The sequence below is a fragment of the Tateyamaria sp. LSS28 genome, from assembly GCF_059611725.1.
Genome location: NZ_JCAPFI010000007.1, coordinates 42,859 through 66,076 on the forward strand (window position 1 = coordinate 42,859; position 23,218 = coordinate 66,076).

At 61.2% G+C, this 23,218-nt stretch carries 21 protein-coding genes; 12 read left to right on the top strand and 9 right to left on the bottom strand.

Features of this window, described 5'->3' with window-relative positions; translation table 11 throughout:
• Positions 1–13 precede the first annotated feature (13 nt).
• Together AC53L6_RS20020 and AC53L6_RS20025 are read left to right on the top strand one after the other, a co-directional pair.
• Positions 14–760, top strand: a complete 747-nt coding sequence (locus tag AC53L6_RS20020) for an ATP-binding cassette domain-containing protein (protein WP_299205497.1) — start codon at positions 14–16, stop codon at positions 758–760.
• A complete protein-coding gene (locus AC53L6_RS20025) occupies positions 760–1,695 on the top strand; it encodes a glucokinase (protein ID WP_496909118.1) in 936 nt (311 codons plus the stop codon). Before AC53L6_RS20020 ends, AC53L6_RS20025 begins: the two co-directional genes overlap by 1 nt.
• Here AC53L6_RS20025 and AC53L6_RS20030 read toward each other — a convergent pair.
• The 5 genes from AC53L6_RS20030 to hpaE form a co-directional block, all read right to left on the bottom strand.
• Positions 1,688–2,479: an FAA hydrolase family protein gene (locus AC53L6_RS20030; RefSeq protein ID WP_496909119.1), complete on the bottom strand. Its 792-nt coding sequence runs from the start codon at positions 2,477–2,479 to the stop codon at positions 1,688–1,690. The two genes, AC53L6_RS20025 and AC53L6_RS20030, sit on opposite strands and share 8 nt — an antisense overlap.
• Complete coding sequence (locus AC53L6_RS20035) at positions 2,469–3,320, bottom strand: fumarylacetoacetate hydrolase family protein (protein ID WP_496909120.1); 852 nt, start codon at positions 3,318–3,320, stop codon at positions 2,469–2,471. Before AC53L6_RS20035 ends, AC53L6_RS20030 begins: the two co-directional genes overlap by 11 nt.
• Positions 3,317–4,714, bottom strand: a complete 1,398-nt coding sequence (locus AC53L6_RS20040; protein ID WP_496909121.1) for a pyridoxal phosphate-dependent decarboxylase family protein — start codon at positions 4,712–4,714, stop codon at positions 3,317–3,319. Before AC53L6_RS20040 ends, AC53L6_RS20035 begins: the two co-directional genes overlap by 4 nt.
• A 75-nt stretch (positions 4,715–4,789) precedes the next feature.
• Entirely contained in the window at positions 4,790–5,770 is a 981-nt protein-coding gene (gene hpaD, locus AC53L6_RS20045; RefSeq protein WP_496909122.1) for a 3,4-dihydroxyphenylacetate 2,3-dioxygenase, read from the bottom strand.
• 104 nt (positions 5,771–5,874) lie between these two features.
• Positions 5,875–7,386, bottom strand: coding sequence for a 5-carboxymethyl-2-hydroxymuconate semialdehyde dehydrogenase (gene hpaE, locus AC53L6_RS20050; RefSeq protein ID WP_496909123.1), 1,512 nt, complete (start codon positions 7,384–7,386; stop codon positions 5,875–5,877).
• Between the two features lie 89 nt (positions 7,387–7,475).
• Between hpaE and AC53L6_RS20055 the strand changes: the two genes are divergently transcribed.
• From AC53L6_RS20055 to AC53L6_RS20090, 8 genes are read left to right on the top strand one after another with little or no spacing between them, the layout of a single operon-like run.
• Positions 7,476–8,276, top strand: coding sequence for an IclR family transcriptional regulator (locus AC53L6_RS20055; protein WP_299704130.1), 801 nt, complete (start codon positions 7,476–7,478; stop codon positions 8,274–8,276).
• On the top strand, positions 8,273–9,634 hold the full coding sequence (locus tag AC53L6_RS20060) for an aminotransferase class III-fold pyridoxal phosphate-dependent enzyme (protein ID WP_496909124.1): 1,362 nt from the start codon (positions 8,273–8,275) through the stop codon (positions 9,632–9,634). Before AC53L6_RS20055 ends, AC53L6_RS20060 begins: the two co-directional genes overlap by 4 nt.
• Entirely contained in the window at positions 9,631–10,371 is a 741-nt protein-coding gene (locus tag AC53L6_RS20065) for a tripartite tricarboxylate transporter TctB family protein (RefSeq protein ID WP_496909125.1), read from the top strand. The genes AC53L6_RS20060 and AC53L6_RS20065 overlap by 4 nt, the downstream gene beginning before the upstream one ends.
• Positions 10,371–11,861, top strand: a complete 1,491-nt coding sequence (locus tag AC53L6_RS20070) for a tripartite tricarboxylate transporter permease (RefSeq protein ID WP_496909126.1) — start codon at positions 10,371–10,373, stop codon at positions 11,859–11,861. The genes AC53L6_RS20065 and AC53L6_RS20070 overlap by 1 nt, the downstream gene beginning before the upstream one ends.
• A gap of 35 nt (positions 11,862–11,896) precedes the next feature.
• Positions 11,897–12,829, top strand: coding sequence for a tripartite tricarboxylate transporter substrate-binding protein (locus AC53L6_RS20075; RefSeq protein ID WP_496909127.1), 933 nt, complete (start codon positions 11,897–11,899; stop codon positions 12,827–12,829).
• A 48-nt stretch (positions 12,830–12,877) separates the two neighbouring features.
• Positions 12,878–13,591, top strand: a complete 714-nt coding sequence (locus AC53L6_RS20080) for a type 1 glutamine amidotransferase (protein WP_496909128.1) — start codon at positions 12,878–12,880, stop codon at positions 13,589–13,591.
• Positions 13,588–14,808, top strand: a complete 1,221-nt coding sequence (locus AC53L6_RS20085; protein WP_496909129.1) for a cytochrome P450 — start codon at positions 13,588–13,590, stop codon at positions 14,806–14,808. The genes AC53L6_RS20080 and AC53L6_RS20085 overlap by 4 nt, the downstream gene beginning before the upstream one ends.
• A 5-nt stretch (positions 14,809–14,813) precedes the next feature.
• Entirely contained in the window at positions 14,814–16,082 is a 1,269-nt protein-coding gene (locus AC53L6_RS20090) for a type I glutamate--ammonia ligase (protein WP_496909130.1), read from the top strand.
• A 127-nt stretch (positions 16,083–16,209) separates the two neighbouring features.
• Here the strand turns inward: AC53L6_RS20090 and AC53L6_RS20095 are convergent, their stop codons facing one another.
• Positions 16,210–16,950 carry an SDR family oxidoreductase gene (locus AC53L6_RS20095; RefSeq protein ID WP_496909131.1) on the bottom strand — a complete coding sequence of 247 codons (741 nt, stop codon included), beginning with the start codon at positions 16,948–16,950 and terminating at the stop codon, positions 16,210–16,212.
• A gap of 3 nt (positions 16,951–16,953) precedes the next feature.
• On the bottom strand, positions 16,954–17,589 hold the full coding sequence (locus AC53L6_RS20100) for a YceI family protein (RefSeq protein WP_496909132.1): 636 nt from the start codon (positions 17,587–17,589) through the stop codon (positions 16,954–16,956).
• A 99-nt stretch (positions 17,590–17,688) separates the two neighbouring features.
• On the opposite strand from AC53L6_RS20100, the gene AC53L6_RS20105 reads away from it, so the two are divergent.
• Positions 17,689–18,579 carry a LysR family transcriptional regulator gene (locus AC53L6_RS20105; RefSeq protein ID WP_496909133.1) on the top strand — a complete coding sequence of 297 codons (891 nt, stop codon included), beginning with the start codon at positions 17,689–17,691 and terminating at the stop codon, positions 18,577–18,579.
• Here AC53L6_RS20105 and AC53L6_RS20110 read toward each other — a convergent pair.
• The gene (locus AC53L6_RS20110) at positions 18,576–19,034 is read right to left on the bottom strand and encodes an Lrp/AsnC family transcriptional regulator (RefSeq protein WP_496909134.1); all 459 of its coding nucleotides are present in this window, start codon (positions 19,032–19,034) and stop codon (positions 18,576–18,578) included. The two genes, AC53L6_RS20105 and AC53L6_RS20110, sit on opposite strands and share 4 nt — an antisense overlap.
• A gap of 124 nt (positions 19,035–19,158) precedes the next feature.
• On the opposite strand from AC53L6_RS20110, the gene AC53L6_RS20115 reads away from it, so the two are divergent.
• A complete protein-coding gene (locus tag AC53L6_RS20115) occupies positions 19,159–22,563 on the top strand; it encodes an indolepyruvate ferredoxin oxidoreductase family protein (RefSeq protein WP_496909135.1) in 3,405 nt (1,134 codons plus the stop codon).
• On the opposite strand, the gene AC53L6_RS20120 is transcribed toward AC53L6_RS20115, so the two are convergent.
• Positions 22,550–23,215 (bottom strand): D-lyxose/D-mannose family sugar isomerase, encoded by a 666-nt coding sequence (locus AC53L6_RS20120; RefSeq protein WP_496909136.1) that lies wholly within the window; start codon positions 23,213–23,215, stop codon positions 22,550–22,552. The two genes, AC53L6_RS20115 and AC53L6_RS20120, sit on opposite strands and share 14 nt — an antisense overlap.
• Between the last annotated feature and the right edge of the window lie 3 nt (positions 23,216–23,218).

A 23,218-nucleotide genomic window follows, 5' to 3' on the forward strand; every position in this document is an offset into this window, starting at 1 on the left:
GGAGGACTTTGATATGACAACACCTCTTGTCGAAATGAAGGACATCTCGATCAGCTTTGGCGGGATCAAGGCGGTAGACCACGTGTCGGTCGACCTGAAGCCGGGCGAAGTTGTGGGCCTCCTGGGTCACAACGGTGCAGGCAAATCGACGCTGATCAAGATATTGTCGGGCGCCTATGCCATGGACACGGGTGAAATCCGTATCAACGGCGAAAAGGCGACCATCAACAACCCGCGTGACGCGCGGACCTACAATATCGAGACGATCTACCAGACGCTTGCGCTGGCCGATAACCTTGATGCCGCGTCGAACCTGTTTCTGGGACGCGAATTGGTGTCGTCAATGGGCTTTGTCGATGATGACGCGATGGAGGCCGAGACCCGCAAGATCATGGCGCGGCTGAACCCGAACTTCAAAAAGTTCAAGGATCCGGTCAGTGCCTTGTCGGGTGGTCAGCGTCAGTCGGTGGCGATTGCCCGTGCGGTGTATTTCAATGCGCGCATTCTGATCATGGATGAACCCACCGCCGCCCTTGGTCCACACGAGACGCAGATGGTGTCGGAACTGATCCAGCAGTTGAAGGCTGAAGGCATCGGCATCTTCCTGATCAGTCACGACATCCATGATGTGATGGAGCTGTGTGACCGCGCGTCCGTGATGAAAAACGGAAAGCTGGTTGGGACTGTTGACGTTGCCGACGTGACGGACGATGACCTGCTCGGAATGATCATCTTGGGTAAGAAGCCGGGCGAATCGTAATGCAGGATGCGGGTGGGCAGGATCGGGCTATTGGCCTTGTTGCTGATGTTGGCGGGACGAATACGCGAATGGCCTTTGTTGGTCGCGATGGAGTCATAGCGGACACGGTGGTCAAGTGCCCCAACGCGAATTTCGGCAGCTTTCTTGATCTTGCGACCAACTATTTGGATGGGCGTTCAGTGCCATCTCATGTCGTTATCGCGGTGGCGGGTCCTGTGGCAGGCGATCGCGCTCGTCTGACGAACCGGAATTGGGATTTCGATGCGGGTGCCCTTGCTGCCGCTTTCGGTGCTGACGAGGTGGTTTTGATCAACGACCTTGAGGCGTTGGGACAGGCGGTGCCCACCGTTGCACCCGATGCGGTTGAGCCATTGCACGACGGCGCTGCTCTTGGCGGCGCCGGGCAGGCGCTGGTGGTTGGCCTTGGTACGGGGTTCAACGTGTCGGCCGTCAACATGGAGAGCGGCACCGTTTTCACGTCTGAGCAGGGCCATGCCAGTCTGCCGTCGAGCGTGATGTCGATCCTGCAGGCGCATATGCCCGACACGTCGCGCTTTGACAGTGTCGAGAATCTGTTTTCCGGTGTGGGGCTGTTGCGTCTGGCCCATGTCATTGGTGTGGATGTCGATAGTGCCGAGCAATTGGCCAAGTCCGATGATCCCCGTGCCCGCGAAGCGCTTGAGGTTTGTACCGAGGCCTTTGGCCTGATGGTGCGTGAATTGGCCTATTCCTATTTCCCGCGGGCGGGGCTGTACTTCAACGGGTCGTTGGCGAAGTTCCTGATGGCGCCGGAACGGCGGGAGCGCGTGCTAGCCCCATTGCGTGCTGACAGCAGCTTTGACGGGCAGTTCGCCCGTATTCCGGCGTTTCTGTTCGTGTCGGACACCGTCGCTTTGGGCGGCTGCGCCGCGCGGTTGTTGGCGCGCGTCAGCTAAAGCTTAGATCGACGCGTCCAAAGCTGCCGAAATCGGCTTCTATGTTGGTGCCCGGCGGGCATTCGATTGGACGGATGAAGCTGCCTGACAAGATCACCTGGCCTGCCTTGATCGTGTTGCTGTAGAGCGCCATGCGCCGCGCGAGCCAAACCACGCTTTCCACCGGATCGTTCAGGACACCCGCACCAAGCCCCGTTTCCTCGACCGTGTTGCCCATTTTCACGATGGCGCCGACCCAGCGTAGGTTTTCCGGTGCGTTGCGTTGGGTACCAACGACAATGCCCGCATTTGCCGCGTTATCGGCGATGGTATCGAAAACCTTGCGCGGCTGGCCCGTGTCCGGGTCCGCACGCAGGATGCGAGTGTCGAGGATTTCAAGGGCTGGCACCACGTAGTCTGTCGCGGCCAGCACGTCGTCGCGGGTCACGCCTGCGCCGCCGATATCTGATTTCATGACAAAGGCGATCTCGGCCTCGACCCGCGGTTGGATGAAGTGGCCCGCGGGGATCGTGGCGCTGTCGAACTGCATAGACCGGGTCAGCACACCGCTGTCCGGGATGTCGATGTTCAGTGCCATCTGCATGGCACGGCTGGTCAGGCCGATCTTCCAGCCGACCACCGGGTCACCTGCGGCGACCTTGGCGGCGACGACCTGAGCCTGAATGGCATAGGCGTCGTCCATCGTGATGTCGGGATACGCAACGGACAGAAGGCCAATTTGTTGACCGGTTTGCTCGGCCTCGATCAGTGCCGCCGCCGCTGCCTTGTGGTCTTCAAATTTCATCGGCCACCTCGCTGCGCAGCGTGCCAATGCCCTCGGCGGTCACTTCGACCACGTCGCCGGGTTTCAGGAATTTCGGGGGATCGAACCGTGCACCTGCGCCGGTGGGCGTGCCGGTCACGATGATGTCGCCGGGCACCAGCGTGGTGAAGGTCGAGATGTAGGCGATCTGGCGGCGGATCGGGAAGAGCATGCGGCTGGTGCGGTCGTCTTGCCGGAGCTCGCCGTTCACGTGGGTTGTCAGGCGGACGTCGTCCAGTTGAGCGGCGGCCGTGAAGGGGACAAGCCATGGGCCCATGGCACCGGAGGCGTCCCAGTTCTTGCCCTGCGTGACGTTGAACTTGGCATGGCGAACCCAGTCGCGAATGGTGCCCTCGTTGCAGAGGGTCAGGGCCGCGATGTGGTCGTAAGCATCCGCCTCGGCAATCCGCCGCCCGCCCTTGCCTATGACGATGGCGATCTCGCCTTCGTAGTCCAGTTTCTCGCTTTCTGGGGGGCGGATAACCGGTTGGTTGTGACCCGTGAAGCTGCGCGGGAAGCGGGGGAAGAGCGACATGTTCGGCGGTGCCTCTTGCCCGTCTTTGTACTCGGCATTGCGGTCAGGGAAATTTACGCCGACGCAGATGATCTTTTCCGGGTCGGGGATGGGGATGTCATAGGTGACGTTATGATGTGTGGCGGTGCGGCCTTGGGCGGCTTTCGCAAGCGCGTGCAGGCCGTCATTTTCGATCACGTTGCGCAGAGTGGCCCACTGCGGGAAATTGGGGGACAGGGGGATCATCCCGTCATCTGCCACCGCGCCGTAATACTGGTTTCCAGCGGTGGTGTAGGTAGCGAACCTCATAGGCTCCTCGCAATCCCGGTGATCGTGTCGAAGGCGGTGTCGAAATCCCGTTCCTCGCAATCGAACTGCCCGGCTTGAAAGCGGATGACCTTTTGCCCATCGACCAGCGTTTGCGTCAGGTAGATGCGGCCGTCATCGTTGATGGCGTCCACAAGGCGCTGCGTGTCGTCGTCAGCTGAGCCTGCGAGTTTGAAGGTCCAGAGCGACAGAATAGGTTCGGTCACGATTTCGAAATCATCTTCGGCCCGCAGGCGTTCGCACAGGGCCTGGCTCCATTTGACGTGGTTACGGATGCGGGTGCGCAGACCATCCATCCCGTAGTGCCGCATGAGGAACCAGAGTTTCAGTGCGCGGAAGCGGCGGCCCAGCGGAATTGACCATTCGGAATAGTCGATGATGTCCTCGGCCCCATGGGTTTTCAGGTATTCGGGGCGGATGGCGAGGGTTTGGCGCAGCTGATCCGGGTCGCGCAGGAAATGCGCGGCGCAATCGAACTGTGCACCGAGCCATTTGTGCGGGTTGAATACGATGCTGTCGAAGCGGTTCGCTCCGGTCCAGAGCGCGCGGAATTCAGGGCAGATCATGGCCGTACCGGCCCATGCCGCGTCGAGATGGGTGTAGATGCCGTGTTCTTCGGCCACAGCGGCGACCGCTTCAAGGTCGTCGCTGGCGCCCATGCCGGTGGCGCCGGTCGCAGCGATGATCCCGGCCGGGATGCGGCCTGCTTGTTTGTCCTCGGCAATGGCGGCTTCCAGATCCAGCGGGTCCATGTGACGCAGATCGCCTGTGGTGCGGATCTTGACCAGATTGTCCTGTCCGATGCCCGCGACCCAGATGGCGCGGTCGATGGAGGTGTGTACCTGATCTGAACAGTAGATACGCAGCTGCGGTTGTCCGTGCAGCCCTTCGATATTGCCGCGGAATTCCAGCGCGCGTTCGCGCATGGTCAAGACGGCGGCGAGCGTGGCTGACGAGGCGCTGTCCTGAATGACACCCTGATACCCTTCGGGCAGGCCAAGGCCCTGGCGCAGCCAGTCCATCATCCGCGTCTCCATCTCGGTCGCGGCGGGCGAGGTTTGCCAGAGCATGCATTGCGGCGCGATAATGGATGTCAGAAATTCGGCCAGAACCGACGCGGGCGCGGCGTTCGAGTTGAAGTAAGCGAAGAAGCGCGGGTGTTGCCAATGGGTGATGCCCGGCATCACGATGCGTTCGAAGTCTTCCAGGATCGCCGCCAGATCAGTTCCATCTTCTGGCGGTGCGTCTGCAAGTTGCGCGGCGATGTCTCCCGGCTTGGTTTGTGCGCGTACCGGGCGATCGCGGAGGGTGTTGTGGTAGTTTACTCCCCAATCGGCAGCATCCTTGGCGTGTTTGGCGAAATCGTCCCAGCTCATGGTCTCGTCCTTTCGGGCGGGGCGCACGGGCACGTGCGCCTTACGGGTGTAAGGCGGAGGTGTCCTCCGCCAATATCAGGGTGCCACGATGGGCTGTGCTTTGAGAAGGGGGGCGGACGTGTCCACGCCATCGAACAGGCTGCCTTCCTCGAACCAGCTGCGCGGGGCGGGGGCGCCCCAAAGGGTTTGGCGTTGTGGGTCCTTGAGGTCCCATTTGATCGGTTCGTGGTCGGGATCGACGGTTTGGTAATCCGAGCAGTAGATCTCAATCCGGTGGCCATCGGGGTCGCGGATGTAAAGGAAGAAGGCGTTCGAGATGCCGTGCCGCCCGGGGCCGCGCTCGATGTTCTCGCGGTAGCCCGTCGTACTCATCAGATCGAGCAGGTCAATGATGTTGAGCGGGGTAGGGACCCAGAAAGCCGAATGGTGCAGGCGCGGCCCTGTGCCGTTGGTGAAGGCGATGTCATGCACGCCGCCCTTTCGGTGCATCCATGCGGCCCAGGTTTTACCTGTCTCTGCGTCTTCGGTGTATTCTGTCGTGCGGAACCCCATCTGTGTGTAGAAGGCCACGGCCCCATCCACATCGGATGAGAACAGGTTGAAATGGTCGATGCGCAGCGGTTTGACGCCCCGATAGAGCGCGTATTTCTGTGCGATGGTCGGCAGGCGGTCCATCTGAACATAGAATTCGAGAGGCACACCCCAAGGATCGGTGGTTTGCAGGACGCGGCCCATGAAGGGGCGGTCGATCCATGCAGTGGGTTGACCTTGGGTGCGGAACCACGCCTCAGCCTTGTCGAGATCGGGGTGGTCGTAGAGCTTGAAGCCGAGCCTTGCGACATTCGCGTTGCCCGATTGGGTCAGGATGATGCAGTGGTGACCACGCTCCTCCATCGCGCGTAGGTAGATCGACTGATCGTCTTCATGTGTGATCTGCAGGCCGAGTGTATCCACGTAGAAGGCGCGCGAGGCTGCAAGGTCCGCCACCCGGTATTCCACGTGGCTGAGCCGCACGATGTTGAACGGCGGGTAAAGCTCGGGCGGAGGGATCGGCATCGGCTGTTCCTAAATGGGGCGGCTGCGCCGCGCGCGATTCATTTTTGGGGAATGAGGGACGCTGTCCCTCAAACTCCCTGAGGTATTTCCGGCCAGAAGAAGGGTCATGTGCCGAGCCGGGGGATTTTCGGGTCACCGGTGGCGATGCCGATGTGTTTCTGTTCCATGTAGAATTCGAACGACCAATCGCCGCCGTCGCGTCCGATGCCGCTGGCTTTCATACCGCCAAACGGCGTGGGCAGGTGCCGGACATTGGCGGAGTTGACCCAGATCATACCGGCTTCGAGCCTATCGGTGAACCGCATGGCGCGGGTGACGTCCGCGGTCCAGACATAGCCGGTCAGGCCGTAGGCCGTATCGTTGGCGATGTGCAGGGCCTCCTCCTCTGTTTGGAATCGGATGGAGGTGAGGACCGGGCCGAAGATTTCCTCTTGGGCGATTTTCATGTCGTTTGTCGCGTTGGTGAAGAGGGTTGGGGCCACGAATTGGCCTGTGTCTCCAACGCGTGTGCCGCCTGCTGCGATTGTGGCCCCTTCGGCTTTGGCCGTGTCGAAGCTGGCCATGACCTTGGCCCTGTGCCCTGCGTGGATGAGAGGACCAACCTCGGTTGCGGGGTCCAGTGGGTGGCCCACGTTGATTGCTTTCGCGCGGGCCGCGAGTTTTGCCTCGAAGTCATCGGCGATCGTGTCCTGCACCAGCAGGCGTGAGGAGGACGTACAGCGTTCGCCGTTGAGCGAGTAGATCATGAAGATGGCGGCATCGAGCGCATTGTCGAGGTCGGCGTCATCAAAGACCACCACGGGATTTTTGCCGCCCAGTTCGAAGTGTACACGTTTCAGGGTGGGCGCACCCTGGGCCATGATGGCGGACCCGGTTTTCGACTCGCCCACGAAGGCGATGGCCTTGATGTCTGGGTGTTCGGTCAAGACGCGCCCTGCGTCCTCGCCCATCCCGTTGACCAGGTTCCAGACGCCCGGGGGCAAGCCTGCTTCTTCGGCGATCTCGATCAGGATGCGAGCGGTCCAGGGGCTGAGTTCGGCGGGTTTGTGAACGACCGTGCAGCCAGCAGCGAGTGCTGGGGCGATCTTCCAAGTGGACAACATGAAGGGCGTGTTCCACGGGGTGATGACGCCCACAGGACCAATTGGCACGCGGGTTGTGATGTTCATCAGGGTGGGCGAGGGAAGCGCCTGCCCGTCGCGGGCCGCTGGTGCACGGTCGGCGAAGAAGCGGAAATTGGCGGAGCCGCGCAGGGCGGCTTTGGACATGAAGCGCAGGGCCTGGCCTGTGTCCCAGCATTCGCACAGTGCGATTTCTTCGGCGCGGGCTTCGATCCCGTCGGCGATGGCGTGCAGGATGCGCTTGCGGTCAGTGGCAGGCATGTCGCGCCATGCGGGGAAAGCGGCTTTGGCCGCTTGGGCGGCTGCGTCGATGTCTTGCGCATCACTGCGGGCAACACGGGCGATCATGCTGTCATCCACGGGTGATGTCGTGTCGAACCATGCTCCGGATGCGGCGGGAACGGCCTGTCCGTTGATATGGTTCAGGATGCCCGTTTCCCCGATCCGGGTCAGGTGTGGGGCCAGATTTGCGATGTTGTCGTGCAGCGCTGACATGCTTTCTTTCTTCTTACTGGTTCACATAGTGAACCGATGGATGCAAAAATATATTGCAAGGGGATGGCAGGTGCGTCAAGCTTCATCCTATGTCGACCATCGCCAAGGCCTTGGGTCTGTTGGACCTGTTCAGTGATGCCCGGCCCCGTTTGGGGTTGTCCGACGTGCAGCGCCTGACCGGGCGGGACAAGGCGACGGTGCATCGTCACCTTGTAGCGCTTGAGCAGGCGGGGTTTCTTGAGCAGGACACAAGCACGCGGGCCTACCGCCTTGGGGCTGCTTTGACCCGGCTGGCGGGGATGCGCGTGCGCACCGTGCCCGAGGTCGAGATGCTGCGCAGCGTCATTGACGATCTCAGCCGCGATGCAGGTGAGTTGGTGCATGTCAGTCGTTTGCAGGGCTTTGACCTAGTCCATGTGCACCACGCCGAGGAACACAATCATCCAGTGCGGGTCAGTTTCGATGCCTATGGCCTGCCACCCCTGTTTGCGACCGCGTCAGGCAAGGCGTATCTGGCCTTTGCCCCGGGCGGGCTGTTGGACCTTGCCCTGGCTGACCCACGCACGCAGTTGCCGGGCGCGCCGGCGCCGAACCGGATGGAGGTCGAGGGGGAATTGAAGCAGATCGCGCAGCGTGGATATGCCCGCAATCGCGATGCCTTGCGCCTTGGCGTGTCGTCGGTTGCCATCCCGTTGTTTGACGCTGCCAGCAGGGCTTTTGCCACCTGTTCCATTGCCTATCCCACGGGTCGCGGCGGCAAGGCGACCGAGGCGCATTTGGCGCGTCTGCTCATGGCGCGCGGGGAAGAGATCAGTCAGGCCCTGGGCGGCTCCGTGCCACCCCATATCGTCCAGCTTTGGACTCCGGCACAGGAAAGGGCCGCGTCATGAAGGACAGCAACTTTCTGAAGGAACACAACGCGCGCCAGTTCTGGCATCCCATGGCGCACCCCGCCGACAGCATGGCGAACCCACCCACGATCCTGACGGGGGGCGATGGGGTGTTCATCACCGACGTGGACGGTCACCGCAGCATTGATGCCGTTGGCGGCCTCTGGAACGTCAATCTGGGCTATTCCTGCCAACCGGTGAAGGACGCGATTGCAGGGCAACTAGATGCGCTGCCCTACTATTCGACGTTCCGAGGTACGTCGAACGACAAGGCGATTGAGCTGGCGTATTTGCTGGCCGATTTCTTTGGCCCCGATGGCATGACGCGCAGCTTTTTCACCAGTGGCGGGTCGGACAGTATCGAGATCGCGCTGAAGCTGGCCCGCCAGTACCACCGCATCCGGGGCGAGGGTGCGCGGACCAAGTTCATCAGCCTCGACAAAGGGTATCACGGCACGCATTTTGGTGGGGCATCGGTCAATGGGAATGCAAAGTTCCGCAATTCCTATGAGCCGCTCATGGCAGGGTGCTACCACATCCCCGGACCTTACCTGTATCGCAATCCGTTTGGCACGGACGATCCCGCGGAACTCGCGCACCTGAGTGCGGGGATGTTGGAGCGTGAGATCGCCTTTCAGGGTGCCAACACCATTGCTGCCTTCATCATGGAGCCGGTGCAGGGCGCGGGCGGTGTGATCCCGCCGCACCCCAGTTTCATGCCCATGGTGCGCGACATCTGCGAGAAGCACGGCGTGCTGCTGATCGCGGATGAAGTGATCACTGCCTTTGGGCGCACAGGGGATGAGACAGGATCGCGCCATTGGGGCGTGCAGCCGGACCTGATGTGCACGGCCAAGGCCATCACAAATGGCTACTTTCCCTTCGGGGCCGTGATGATCGCTGATCATGTCGCGGCTGTGTTTGAAGATGATGAAAGCGGGGTCGGGTCCGTCGATTCCGGCTATACCTATTCGGGGCACCCGGTTGGCGCAGCGGCAGCTGTTGCAGCGGTGGAAGAGACAATGCGCATTCGACCGTGGGAGAATGCGCGGGCCTGTGGGCCGGAGCTAAAGGCCGGATTGGACGCTTTGGCCGAACGGTATGATCACATCGGGGATGTGCGGGGCGAAGGTTTGATGTGCGCCATCGAGCTGGTGAGCGACCGAGGGAAGAAGACCCCGATTGGCAAGGCGCTGCCCTTGGTGTTTCAGAAGGCGGCCTATGAGGATGGCGTAATGATCCGGGTGTCAGGCAACAACGCCATCTTCTCACCGCCCTTGGTCATCGATGCGGGGCACGTACAGAAAATACTGTCTGCCACCGAAACCGGCCTGAAGGCCATGGCCGAGGTGGCGTGAAGTCAAGGTCAGCATCCCCAGCGCCGCGCAGCGCAACGGCGGTGCGGCCCATCCGGTCAGACACCACGGGGCGCGCTTTTGCCAGTGCCTGCCCGCCAGACAGCAAGATCAATGTCACCGACATCACCGATTTCCGGCGCGGGCGGGGGGATCTGATCTTTTCCCTGTTCATGGCGGGTTTGGCCCTGTTCTTTCTTGTCTTCTTCTTCACTCAAACGGGGTGGGAGGACCGCAAACTGCCGCAGAACATGGCGCGCTATTGGATGGACCAGTTTGGGGTAACCGCACCCGAAGGGCGCACTGCCCGTCTGGGCCGCATCCTCAAGCAAAGCTGGGTGGCGCCGTTGATCTGTCTGGGGGTTTTGGTGCCTGCTGCCTTGTGGAACCTGCGCGGGGCATGGCGGGCGCAGGCGTGGCGACAGCGGTTCAAGCAGCCAACCGGCGTGGCCTATGAGCTGGGACAGTGGTTGCGCGCGCTGGAATATGTCGTGTGGTTCGTGGCATATACGCTGCTTGTGCCAGTGCTTGGTTATCTGGTGTCGACATTGTTGTTGGGGACGCTCTTGCCATGGCGTCTGGACTATCGCGGCTGGCGGTGGATGGGCATTTGCCTGGCGGTGAGTTTCGCCATCGTTCTGGTCTTTCGCACCGGGCTACAGATCAAGACTCCAGTGAATATCTGGCTTTATGACCAACTGCCGCAGCGCATGGAAACCTTCATGCAGGTGTGGTTCTGATGGAGGCGTTTTGGACCGGCCTCGACAACCTCGCCAGCGTGCCTGTTCTGGTGGCGATCCTGATTGGATCGGTGGGTGGGTTGGCGATTGGGGCCGTGCCGGGGATCGGTCCAGCCATCGCCATTGCGATCCTGCTGCCCGCGACCGTTTTTCTGGATGATCTGGTGTCGCTGGTCCTTCTCTTGGGCGTTTACGGATCAAGCATGTATGGCGGCGCGATCCCGGCCATCCTGATCAACACCCCCGGCACGCCGGTGAATGCGCTGACCACCTATGATGGCTATGCCATGACGCGGCGGGGCGAGGCGGCGCGGGGCCTGTCGCTGGCCTATTCTGCGTCCTTTTTCGGCGGGTGCTTTTCCATCCTGCTCGGGCTTGGGGCGCTGATGCTGTTCGGCCCATACCTGCGCGATCTGGGCGCGCTGTTCGGACAGCGGGATATTTTCATGGCTGCAGCCCTCGGTGCAGTTCTGCTGATCGCGGCGCATCGCAAGACGATGGGGATTGCGGCCCTGCTCTTTGGCTTGGGCTTTCTGATTGCACTGATCGGGCGTCAATCGCTGAAGCAGATTGACCGCTACACATTCGGGATCGAGTACCTCTATCCCGGCTTCAACCTGATCGTTGTCATCGTGGGTATTTTTGCCATTTCGCAGGCGCTGTTCCTGCTGACAGGCAAGGATGCTGACCCACCCGAGGCGCGGCTCAAAGACGGCCTGCTGCGCGGGTTCGGAGAGCTGAAGAAACACCCGACTGTTGCTACCATCAGCGCGGGCTACGGCACGATCATGGGGATCATCCCGGGGGTGGGTGAGTTCGTGGCGCAGTTCTTCAGCTATTCCACGGCGCGGGCCATGTCGAAGGAGCCGAGCAAGTTCGGGCGTGGCGCGCCTGACGGTTTGATTGCGTCCGAGGCCAGCAACAACGCAGTGCCAGCTGCCGCTATGGTGCCCCTTCTAGCGCTGGGCGTGCCGGGTGAAGCGTTGACGGCCATGATGATGGTCGTGTTCTTTGATGCGGGCATCAAACCCGGGCCAGACATCTTTGAGAACAACCCGGACTTCCTGTTCTCTCTTTTCATCGCGCTTTTGATTATCAACGTACTGGTCATCATCACGCTGCTGATGTCCACGAAATGGATCGCGCGCATCATTTATGTCCCCAACCGTCTCTTGGGCGCGTTCATCCTGATCCTGGCCTTTGTTGGCGTCTTTTCGATCCGCAACTCGTTTGCGGATTGCATGTTCGCCGCTGGCTTCGGTTACCTGGGCTTTATCCTGCGCCGTCTCGACTGGCCACTTGTACCCATCGTTCTGGGCCTCGTCCTCGGTTCGATCATGATCGAGAAGCTGACAGCGGGGGCAGGTCAGATCAAAACCGTCTTCGATCTGGTGAACCGGCCCGTCTCCGGAACACTTTTTGTTGTCATCCTGATCGTGATTGGTGTCACGATCGCCCAAAGCCTCCGTACGAAGAGGTTTGAACACTAACCACAAAAGCAAAAAACAAACTCAGGGAGAGTAACATGAAAAAGCTTTTGACCTCAGCGGCCCTTGCCTTGGCCGCCCTGACCGGCCCCGCGTTGGCCGAGTATCCCACCGGTCCGGTGCAGTTCATTGTGCCGTGGCCTCCTGGCGATTTCGAGGACATTCTGACGCGCATGATCGCCGCCGATATGGCCGAAGCGACGGGGCAACCGGCTTCGGTCGTGAACCGTCCCGGCGGCGGGGATGGCCCATTCCCCGGCGCTTTGGAGGTGTTGAACGCGCCCAATGACGGGTCGGTCATCGGCTCCTTTGTCATCGGTGTGCCGATAGTCGGCCCCAAGATCGACATCGGCATCGAAGAGGACAGCTTTGTTCCCGTCGGCATCTTCCTGACGTACCCGTTCGTGCTGGCTGCTTCGGGCGATGCGCCCTATTCCAACATGGCCGAACTGGCCGCCCATGCGCAAGACAATGACGTCGTTCTGGGTCACTTTGGTGCGGGCCTGACGCCCACGGCGGTGTCCATGGCGGCAGCGGCCAAGATGGGGTTCGAGTTCGCGGATGACAGCGCCTTTGACCTGCTGGACTGCAACACGCTGTCCTCGGGCGACGCGGATGTGATCAACACGACGCTGGCGCTGATCGAACCGTGCCTTCGCGACATCAACGTGCTGGGCAATATCGGCGCGCAGCCAATCGCCAAGCTGGACGGTGTGGAAACCATCGCCGCCCAATCCGGTGTGAACGATGTGGAGCTTTGGAACGGCCTGTTTGTGACCAAGGGCACGCCGCAAGAGGTGATCGACACCATTGCCGAAGTGGCCGCAAAAACCATGGCATCGAACGAAGCGCAGGCGTTGATGGCCGAGACCGGGGCCGCTGTCTACTGGCAAGGCCAGGAGGAGGCACAGGCGCGCATCGAGGCGGACCGTGCCAAGTCGGCCGAGATCAACGAGATTCTCGGGCGCTGAAACAGCCGGGGGCGGTTCGCGCCGTCCCCGCCTTTGGAAAGAAAGTACATGCCCCGCCTGAAGCTCGGTATCCTGCAAGTGAACCACGACCGGTCGGTCGAGGTTGGTGATGCCTTTCCTGATGACGCGCACCGCTTCCGCGATTTGTTCGATGCACAGGAGCAGCGGTTCACGTATCGCGTCTACATGACCATCGGGGGTGAGGTGCCGCAGGATGTGTACGAACAGGATGCGTATCTGATCACCGGTTCGCCGCTCAGTGTCCTTGATGACCTGGCCTTTCTGCAGCCGCTCTACGATTTCATCCGGTCTTGCGATGCCGCAAAGAAGCCCTTGCTGGGCGCGTGTTTCGGACATCAGGCGATTGCCATGGCGATGGGTGGGACGGTGGCCCGCCAGAATTGGAACATCGGGATCGATCAAATCGAGGTCTCGGAAACCTTGCCATGGATGCAGCCCGTCGTACCGTCCATCGGTCTCTACCAGTTTCACCATGACGCGGTGACGGCCTTGCCTGATGGGTGCGCGCCCTGGGCCACATCGCCCAAATGCGCATTGGCCGGCTTTACCAAGGGCGACCACATTTTCACCACCCAAGCGCATCCGGAGTTTTCCGGCCCGTTCATGCGCTGTGTGCTGAACTACACCAAACCGCACCTGAGCGTGGATGAAGTGGCCGAGGCCGAAACCACACTGACCCGCACCAATGACGGCCCGTTGTTTGCCGAATGGGCCACCCGCTTTTTCGGAGGCTCGCCATGAAAAACCTCGCTGATCACGACAGTTTCGTGGACGGCGTGCCGCACGAGACGTTTGCGCAGATGCGGGCCGAGGCCCCCGTGCACTGGACGGAAGAGTTCGGCGGGCAAAAGGGGTTTTGGTCTCTCACCCGCTATGCTGACATCATGGCGGCCCAAAAGGACCCAAACACGTTTTCCAGCGCCCAAGGCATCCGGATCGAAGATCAGAGCCACGAGGAATACCTCGCCCGCCGCACATTTCAGGAAACCGACCCACCCGAGCACACTGTGACCCGGCGTGCCGTGAACCCAGCCTTTGCCAAGCCGGTCGTCGCCCAGTTTGAGCCATTGATCCGCGAGTTGGCGCAGAACATCGTGGCGGAGGCTTTGGAACATTCAGAGTTCGACGCGGTCGACAAGATTGCCAAACGCCTGCCCATGTTGATGCTGGGCCGCATCCTCGGTGTGCCGGATGCTGATCTGGATTGGCTCGTGGAACGGGGCGACGCATTGATCGGGAATACCGATCCCGACTTTACCAATACGGTCATCGATAAGGTGGATACCGATGCTTACCGCATGATGCCCTTCCGCTCACCTGCCGGGGTGGAATTGTACGATTATGCCGATGATATCCTGAACGGTACACGTGACGTGAATGACAAGGGCATCCTCGCCCGTGTGCTGCGCAGCGAAGATGGCGCAATCACCGGGCAGGACTTCAAGAACTTCTTTTGTCTGCTGGTCGCGGCGGGCAATGACACGACCCGTTATTCGATCGCAATGGCGCTGCATCTGCTGACACAGCAAAAGGACCTGCTTGGAGCATTGCAGAGCGGGCAGGTGTGGGAGACCTGCGCAGATGAGTTCATTCGCCTCGCCTCGCCCACATTGCATTTCCGCCGAACGGCGACGCGGGATGTCGAGATGCACGGTCGGACCATTCGTGAAGGTGACAAGGTGTTGATGTGGTTCGTGTCGGGCAGCCGCGACGAGGCGATGTTCGACAATCCCCATGTTGCGCAACTGGATCGCAGTCCGAACCGCCACGTCGCCTTCGGGCAGGGCGGGCCGCATGTCTGTCTGGGCATGTGGCTTGCCAAGTTGGAACTGAAATGCGTGCTGCAGGAACTTGCGGGCCGGATCTACGCGCTAGACGCTGTGGGGCTGCCCACCTGGACACGCTCGAATTTTATCTGCGGGGTCAAATCGTTGACTGTCCGCTCAACGCTGAAGTGACGACCATGACGAACCGCACCCGCACCCTTTTCTGTGATCTGCTCAACCTGCCACGGGGCAAGTTCGTGCCACCGGACGTGGCTGCGGGGGGCAAGATCGGTTTTGCCCGTGGTGTCTTTGGTACGACCTTTGACCGCGACCTGATCCCGGTCCCGGGGGCAGGAGTGTTCGACGGCATTCCGGACATGGAACTGGTGCTGGATGGTGACCGCCGCCCTGACTGGCAGCAGGACAGCGAAATCGCGCTGGGCACATTGCACGTGGATGGCGCGCCCTTTGGCCTTTGCGCTCGTGGGCGGTTGCAAGCCGCAGTCGCGGCGTGGGAGATGAAGGGGCTGACCCCGATGGTTGGCTTGGAGATGGAAGCCTACGTTTTTCAGCAGGACGCGGACGGGGTGTGGACACCCTACGACACACCCGGTGCGTTCGTGTACGGCACAGGTCCACAGAATGATCCGGCGGGATTGATGGACGCACTGTGGTCCACGGCAGATGCGGCGGGCTTGCCCATCGAGTCGATGAATGGCGAATATGACAGCGGCCAGTTCGAACTGACGATGAAGTTCGAGACGGCCGTGGCGGCCTGTGACAATGCGTTTTTGTTCCGCACGATGGCACGAGAGGTCGCTGCAGAGATGGGGCTGTTGCTGACCTTCCTGCCCAAGCCCATTCCAGACCGGGGCGGGTCCGGTCTGCATGTGAATTTCAGCTTCGCGGATGCTCAGGGGGCCAACGTTATTGCGCCGGAGGGTGCGCTATCTGATATCGCCAAGGGATGCATGGCGGGCCTGATCCACCATCACGAGGGGTTGGCCGGTCTGCTGGCCACGACGGTGAACAGCTACGACCGGCTCGGGCCCGCATCCATGGCGGGGTACTGGGCCAACTGGGCGGATGACCACCGGCTTGTGACAACGCGGTCTTGTGTGACCTCGCCGCGCTCCGCCCGGTTGGAGCATCGCATGGCGGACTGCGCGACGAACCCGTATCTTGCGGTCGCATCCGTTCTTCAAGCATCGCTTCTGGGTGTGAGTGGTGGCTATGCGTTGGACCCAGCCGAGGATCTCGACGGCTTGGACAACATCCGGGCGACCCGCCATGTACCATCGGCGCTGGACAAGGCGTTGGATGCGCTGGATGCGGACAAGCCCCTGCGCATGGCGGTGGGGGAAGCGATCTGCGATGCGTTGATCTTTCTCAAGCAGGATGAATGGAAGCGGCTCAAGGACAAGTCCGTGGATCAGGTGCGCGACTACTACCTGCCCTTTGTCTAGGGCGCACCAGCAGGTGCGCCTTACAGGTGGATCATCGTAAGGCGGAGGTGTCCTCCGCCGCGCGGACGCAGCAAGCTGCGCCTTACGCACCAGAACCTGTAAGGCGGACGTGTCGTCCGCCCCGACCTCAAAGCGGGGGCAGCCCGACGATGTTGCGCCCAGCCTCGGTCTTGAGCGAGAAGTCCTGACCACACCACGCATTGCCTTCAGGCCCCATCAAGACGGCAATGGCTTGCCCAACCCAATCGGGGGGGATGTGGTCGTCCCACGGCAATTGGCTAACCGGGTTGATACCGGACGCGGCGATCTCGCGTTGCATGTCTGTTGCGACCGTGCCTGGAGACAGGCCCATAACGCGCACGCCTGACCCGCGCACCTCTTTATCCGCCACGCGCGTCATAGACAGGACGGCGGCCTTGGTCGCACAGTAGTGGCTCCACCCCTCAAGCGCGCTTGTCGCCGCCCCGGATGAGATATTGATGACTGTGCCTGCCCCCCGAGCGACCATGCCCGGCAACACCGCCCGCAGGCCGTGATAGACGCCTTTGACGTTCACATCGACGACCCGCCCCCAAGCGGTGGGATCACTGTCCGCCAGCAGCGCTATCGGATCGATCAGACCGGCATTGTTGACCAGCACATCCACATCACCCGCCTGATCCACTACGGCCTGCACTTGGGCAAAGTCGCTCACATCACAGGGCACCGCAATGCCGCTGGTTTCCTTTGCCAACTCCAGCAGCGCATCACCGGTTCGTGCTGCGAGCACAACATGGGCGCCAAGGCGGGCGAGGACCCGGGCGCTGGCCGCCCCGATCCCCTTGCTGGCACCCGTGATGACAACGGTTTTGCCTTTGACATGCTGCATGGCTCAACGACCCCATGTGCAGGGAATGTTATTTTCAGTCGCACCTTCGCATTGTACCAGATCAAAATGCAGATCGACATCGACGCTCAGGCCCGTTGGGCTGTCGAGGAAAGCAATGAAATCCATCCCGTGATCAAGGCGTAGGATTTCACCTGTGGCCTCGAACCCGATAACACGTACCTCATCGTAGTTTGGGATGAAGTCGGGATAGACCCGGTCCCGCACCATGGTGAAATCCAGCGTCACCGGCGCGGTCTGGCCACGCATCGTCAGGTCACCTGTCAGCTTTCCGCTTGTGGGCGTCAGCATCAGAATGTCTGTGGATGTGAACGTGATCTGCGCGTTGTTGTCCGCATCCAGATAATCCGCGTGGCGCAGATGTGCGTCGCGCGCCTCGTGGTTGCTGTCGATGCTGGCGGCGTCGATGGTGAAGGTGATCTGCGAATTGGCCGGGTTCTCTTCGTCAATCAGAAAGGTGCCGTCGTAGCTGTTGAAGCGGCCCACCGTACGGCTCAACCCCATGTGATTGATTTTCCAGCCAATATGGGCATGACCAAGGTCAAGGGTCCACTCCGTCGGCGCGGCGCCGGCGGGCATGGTGCCAAGCAAAAAGGCGGCAAGTGGTAGTGTGCGGAACATGTCATATCTCCTTTTGGGATCAGATGACTCTCACCTATCTATTGCGGAAGGTGCAAAAAATAGGCTTGAGCGCATCGTATTCATGCGTAAATTACACGAATGGACATCGCCGCCCTCCGCACTGTGCAACTTGTCGCCCACCATCAAAGCTTTGCCGCCGTGGCGCGTGTGCTCGATGTTGATCCCAGCTCAGTCAGCCGGACAGTGGCAGGGATTGAGGGGCAGTTGGGATTGCGGCTGTTTCAACGCTCAACCCGGCAACTCACGCTGACCGAGGCCGGTTCGGTGTACCTGGCGCGGATCGGCCCCTTGCTGGACGATATGGACCTTGCGCGAGACGCGGCGGCCGAGGTCAGCACGCAGCCGTCTGGCCGCGTGCGGCTCACGGCGTCGGTCGCGTTCGGGCAAGAGGTGATAATCCCTCACCTTGCCGATCTGCGTGCAGCACTGCCCGAGATCGAGCTTGAACTCATCCTGAACGACCAGACGATCGACCTGGTTGCGGGCCAGATCGACATCGCCATCCGCCTTGCCCCTGCACCCAAGGGCGATCTGATCAGCACCCGGCTCAGGTCCACGCGCTATCGCGTTGTGGCATCCCCTGACTATCTGGATCAACACGGCAGCCCCCAGAATCCGGAGGCACTGACAGACCATGCGTGCCTGCGCATGACCTTGCCGGACTACCGGACCGAATGGCGGTTTCGAAAAAACCAGACCGAGACGATCGTCGGGGTCACAGGCCCGATCCTGATCTCAAACGCCCTGGCCCTGCGCACAGCCGCGCGGAACGGGTTGGGTCCTGCGCTGTTGGCAAACTGGATGACCGAAACCGATCTGGCGCAGGGCACACTGGTCGATCTGTTTCCGGACCACGACGTAACGGCGACCACCTTCGATACGGGGGCGTGGCTGCTGTACCCAAGCCGTACCTATCTGCCGACCAAGGTCCGAGCCGTCATTGATTTCCTGCGCGCCCGGCTGCGCTAGAACCCGATGCCGGTGTTGCGCTTGATTTCACGCAAGACAACGTTGGTCTGTGCACTGGCAACCGCGGATAGGCGGAACAGGAACGTCTCAAGAAAGGCGTTGTAAGCGTCCAGATCGCGGCACAGCACGCGCATCTGGTAGTCGGATTGGCCTGTGGTGGCATAGCATTCCACAACTTCACGCCGTGTCGACACCGCCTGGATAAAGGCGTTCAACTCGTCCTCGGAATGGCGGGCCAGTTGCACATGTACGATGGCCTGAAAGGTCAGGCCCGCCGCTGTAGCGTTCACGACCGCGCCGTAGCGGTCGATGATACCTGCCTCCTCCAGCGCTTTCACCCGCCGCCAGCACGCGGACGGCGACATGCCTGCCGCATCCGCCAGATCAACGTTGGAGATGCGGCTGTCCGCTTGAAGATGCTTCAAAAGGATGTGGTCGCGGTGATCCATCTTCATGTGGGTAATTTATCCATCTCTTGAGCTATTTCTGGCATGATTTTTCACATATTAGGCCGTTCGCAGAGAAACTGAAATCCTTTCCCACCCCGGAACCGCGATACTATTGGAAAGGAGGCCGCACATGTCGGACCCGCGCCACCGCTTTGACACCTACGCTCTCCACGACCGCTATGACCGAACGGAAGGACGCGTGTTCCTGACCGGAACGCAAGCGCTGGTGCGCATCATGCTGGATCAGGCGCGACGAGATCGGGCGGCCGGGCGCAACACGGCTGGTTTTATCTCGGGCTATCGCGGGTCGCCGCTTGGTGGGTTCGATCTGGAGCTGTGGCGGGCACAGCAGCGGACCGATGCTGCAGGCATCACGTTCATGCCCGCCGTCAACGAAGACCTTGGGGCCACAGCCGTCCTTGGGGCGCAACAGGCCGTGCTGGACCCCGATTGCAAACATGATGGCATCTTTTCCATGTGGTACGGCAAGGGGCCGGGCGTGGACCGGTCCGGCGACGCGTTGAAGCACGGCAATGCCTATGGATCGTCGCCTTTGGGAGGGGTGTTGGTCGTCGCCGGGGATGATCATGGGTGTGTGTCGTCCTCCATGCCGCACCAGTCCGATGTCGCCTTCATGACGTGGTTCATGCCCACGCTGAACCCGGCCTCGGTGGCCGAATACCTGACCTTTGGCGCGTGGGGCTTCGCGCTCAGCCGGTTTTCGGGGGCATGGGTGGGGTTCAAGGCGATCTCTGAAACCGTCGAAAGCGGCGCGTCGGTCATCCTGCCGCCCGGTCCGGTCTTTGCCCAACCGGATTACGTCGCCCCACCCGGTGGTTTGCATATCCGCCCATCGGATTTGCCCAGTCCCGAGATCGAGGTGCGCATCGGGCACAAGCTGGACGCGGTACAGGCCTTTGCGCAGGCCAACCCGATTGATTGGCGCATCTATGATGTGCCTGACGCGCATTTCGGCTTTGTGACGACCGGCAAGGCGCATTTGGACTTGATGGAGGCGCTGCGCCTTCTTGGCCTCGATGAAGCCACGTGCCGCGCCCACGGTATCGACATCTACAAGGTCGGCATGGTCTGGCCGCTGGCCTTGCGCGACGCGCGCGCCTTTGTGCGGGGCAAGCGCGAGGTCATGGTGATCGAGGAAAAGCGCGGGATCATCGAAAGCCAGTTCAAAGAGGCGTTTTACGATCTGCCGCGTAACATACCAGAGCGCATGGTGGGCAAGCACGACGAAACCGGTGCCCCACTGGTCCCTTGGACCGGAGAGCTGAGCCCCAAGCTGCTCGCTCCCCTGATCGCCAAACGATTGCACGCCTTCGTTCCCGATCTGGACCTTCCTGCACGGGCCAAAGCGCTGCAAACACCGCCAAAGCTGCTGAATGTCGAAGGCGCCACGCGCACCCCGTATTTTTGCTCGGGTTGTCCGCACAATACTTCGACCAAGGTGCCTGAAGGGTCCAAGGCGGCGTCAGGCATAGGTTGCCATGTCATGGCCTCGTGGATGGACCGGGACACAGGTGGTTATGCGCAGATGGGCGGCGAGGGTGTGCCCTGGGTCGCGGCCTCGAAATTCAACGGCGGTAAGCATATCTTCCAGAACCTTGGCGAAGGCACATGGTACCACTCCGGGTCTCTGGCGATCCGACAAGCCGTCGCCGCAGGGACGAACATCACCTACAAAGTGCTCTACAATGGTGCGGTCGCGATGACGGGCGGGCAGCCTGTTGACGGCCCGGTCAGTGCCGCCGGCATTGCGTGGTCCAGTCGGGCAGAAGGTGTAGACCGGATCGCTCTGGTGTCCGACGACATTGCCAAGTTTTCACGGCCCGACTTTCCCCCGGGCACCAGCTTCCATGCCCGACAGGCGCTGGACGCTGTACAGCGTGAGCTGCGCGAGGTGCCGGGTGTGACGGTTCTGATCTACGAACAGACCTGCGCCACAGAAAAGCGCCGCCGCCGCAAGCGGGCGGAATTGCCGCCCGTCTCGGCCTTTGCCGTGATCAACCCCGAGGTGTGCGAAGGCTGCGGCGATTGTTCAGTCGAAAGCAATTGCCTGAGCGTGGAGCCTTTGGAAACGCCCTTGGGGCGCAAGCGGCGCATCAACCAATCGACCTGCAACGCCGATATGTCCTGCCTCAACGGCTTCTGTCCCAGCTTTGTCACGGTCGAGGGTGCGACGCGGAAAACTCCGATGGCGGTGGAGTTTGATATAGAAGCCGCGCTTGGCGGCCTCCCCGAACCAACCCTCCCGCATCTGGACACACCCTTCGACCTGCTGGTCACCGGCGTGGGCGGAACGGGCGTCGTGACCGTCGGCGCACTCATCACCATGGCGGCACATCTTGAGGGGAGCGGAGCCTCAGTCCTCGACTTCACCGGCTTTGCCCAGAAATTCGGGACGGTTCTCAGCTACATTCGGTTGGGGCAGACACCGGACGACCTGCATCAGGTGCGGATCGAAGAGGCTGCGGCGGATGCGGTTATCGCCTGTGACATTGTGGTGTCGTCAGCGCCCAAGGCGTCGGCCCATTATCATCCCGGCACCCGCATGGTGCTGAACCGGGCAGAGATGCCCACCGGTGATCTGGTCCTGCACCGCGACGCAAGCCTGCGCGTCGATGATCGCGAGGCGGCCATCGCTGGTGTGATCGGCGTGAATAACTTGACCACGTGTGATGCGAATGCGCTAGCGGAACGCATGCTGGGGGATAGCGTGTTTGCAAATGTCATGCTGCTGGGGATGGCATGGCAAAAGGGTCTCGTTCCTGTCAGTCAGATGGCCTTGAAGCAGGCCATTCACCTCAATGGCGTGGCAGTCGATAAGAACGCCCGCGCCTTCGAGATGGGGCGCATCTGGGCGTATGATCCGGCGGCCTTTGCTGCTCGCAGCCGTTCACAGGCACCCCAAACCGTGGACGAGATTATTGCGCACCGCGCCACGTTGCTGATTGCTTATCAGGATGAAGCCTACGCGCAGCGCTACCGCGATATACTGAACCGCGCCACCGCGGGTTTTGACGACGAATGCCAGCGCCTCGCGGCCAAGTCGCTCTACAAGCTGATGGCCTACAAGGACGAGTACGAGGTTGCTCGGTTGCACACCGAAACGGGGTTCGCAGAAAAGCTGGCCGAGCAATTCGACGGCGACTTCAAGGTCCACCACCATCTGGCACCACCGGTACTGTCATGGAAAACCGACGCGCGCGGCCGCCCATTGAAGCGTCGCTTTGGGCCATGGATGACCCGCGCAATGACAGCGTTGGCCAAGGGCAAATGCCTGCGTGGGACTGCGTTCGATCCGTTTGGCCACACGGCGGAACGGCGCGAAGAGCGGGCACTGATCGACTGGTATGTTTCGGGCCTTGACCGTCTCTGCCATAGCATCACAGACCACGAAGCGGCCCGCGCATTCTTTGGCGCACCGTTGGAGTTTCGTGGCTTCGGCCCCGTCAAGGCCGAAGCTGTCGCGCGGCTAAAACCGGAGGCGGATGCAGCCCTGGCGAAAGCTAGTAGTCGCTGACCAGAAGGTGGGTTGGGGCGACATCCTCTTCGATGTCGGAAAACCGCTCGATGGGCTCGGCAAAGATGTTGTCGGTCAGATCGTCGTTCACGGTCGACACTTCGTGGATCAGGCAATCGCCACCCTCGCCCCAAAAGGCGTGCCATGTGGTGGGTGTCAGGGTCACGGACGCGCCTACGGGCAGCTTCAAATGTCCCCCAGCAGGCAAGGTCACCGGAACGCCATCGGTCAGCACCTGAACGTCCGCCTTGCGATCCATCTGCCCCTCGGCATCGCAGGTGAACAGTTCCAGCACCAGCGTGGCCCCACCACGGTTGATGATATCCTCGGTCTTCAGCACATGGCGGTGCATCGGTGACAGCTGATCCTGACGCGAGATCATCAGCTTCTCGGCATAGAGCATCGCACCCTGCTGCCCCATTTCGGTCAGATCGCCATTGCGCATGGTAAACAGGAACAAACCCATCTCATCAAAGCGACCCTGTCCGTAATCCGTAATGTCCCAGCCGAGGCCCCGGTCGCGGATATGGGCGGCCTTGTCGCTGCGCATCTCGTCCGGTGTCCAGCCGCCAAAGGGCGGCACGGTCCAGCCGTGCTTGATAAAGAACGCGGCCCCTTCGGCCAGGATGTCATTCACGCGGGATCGTTTCATGGG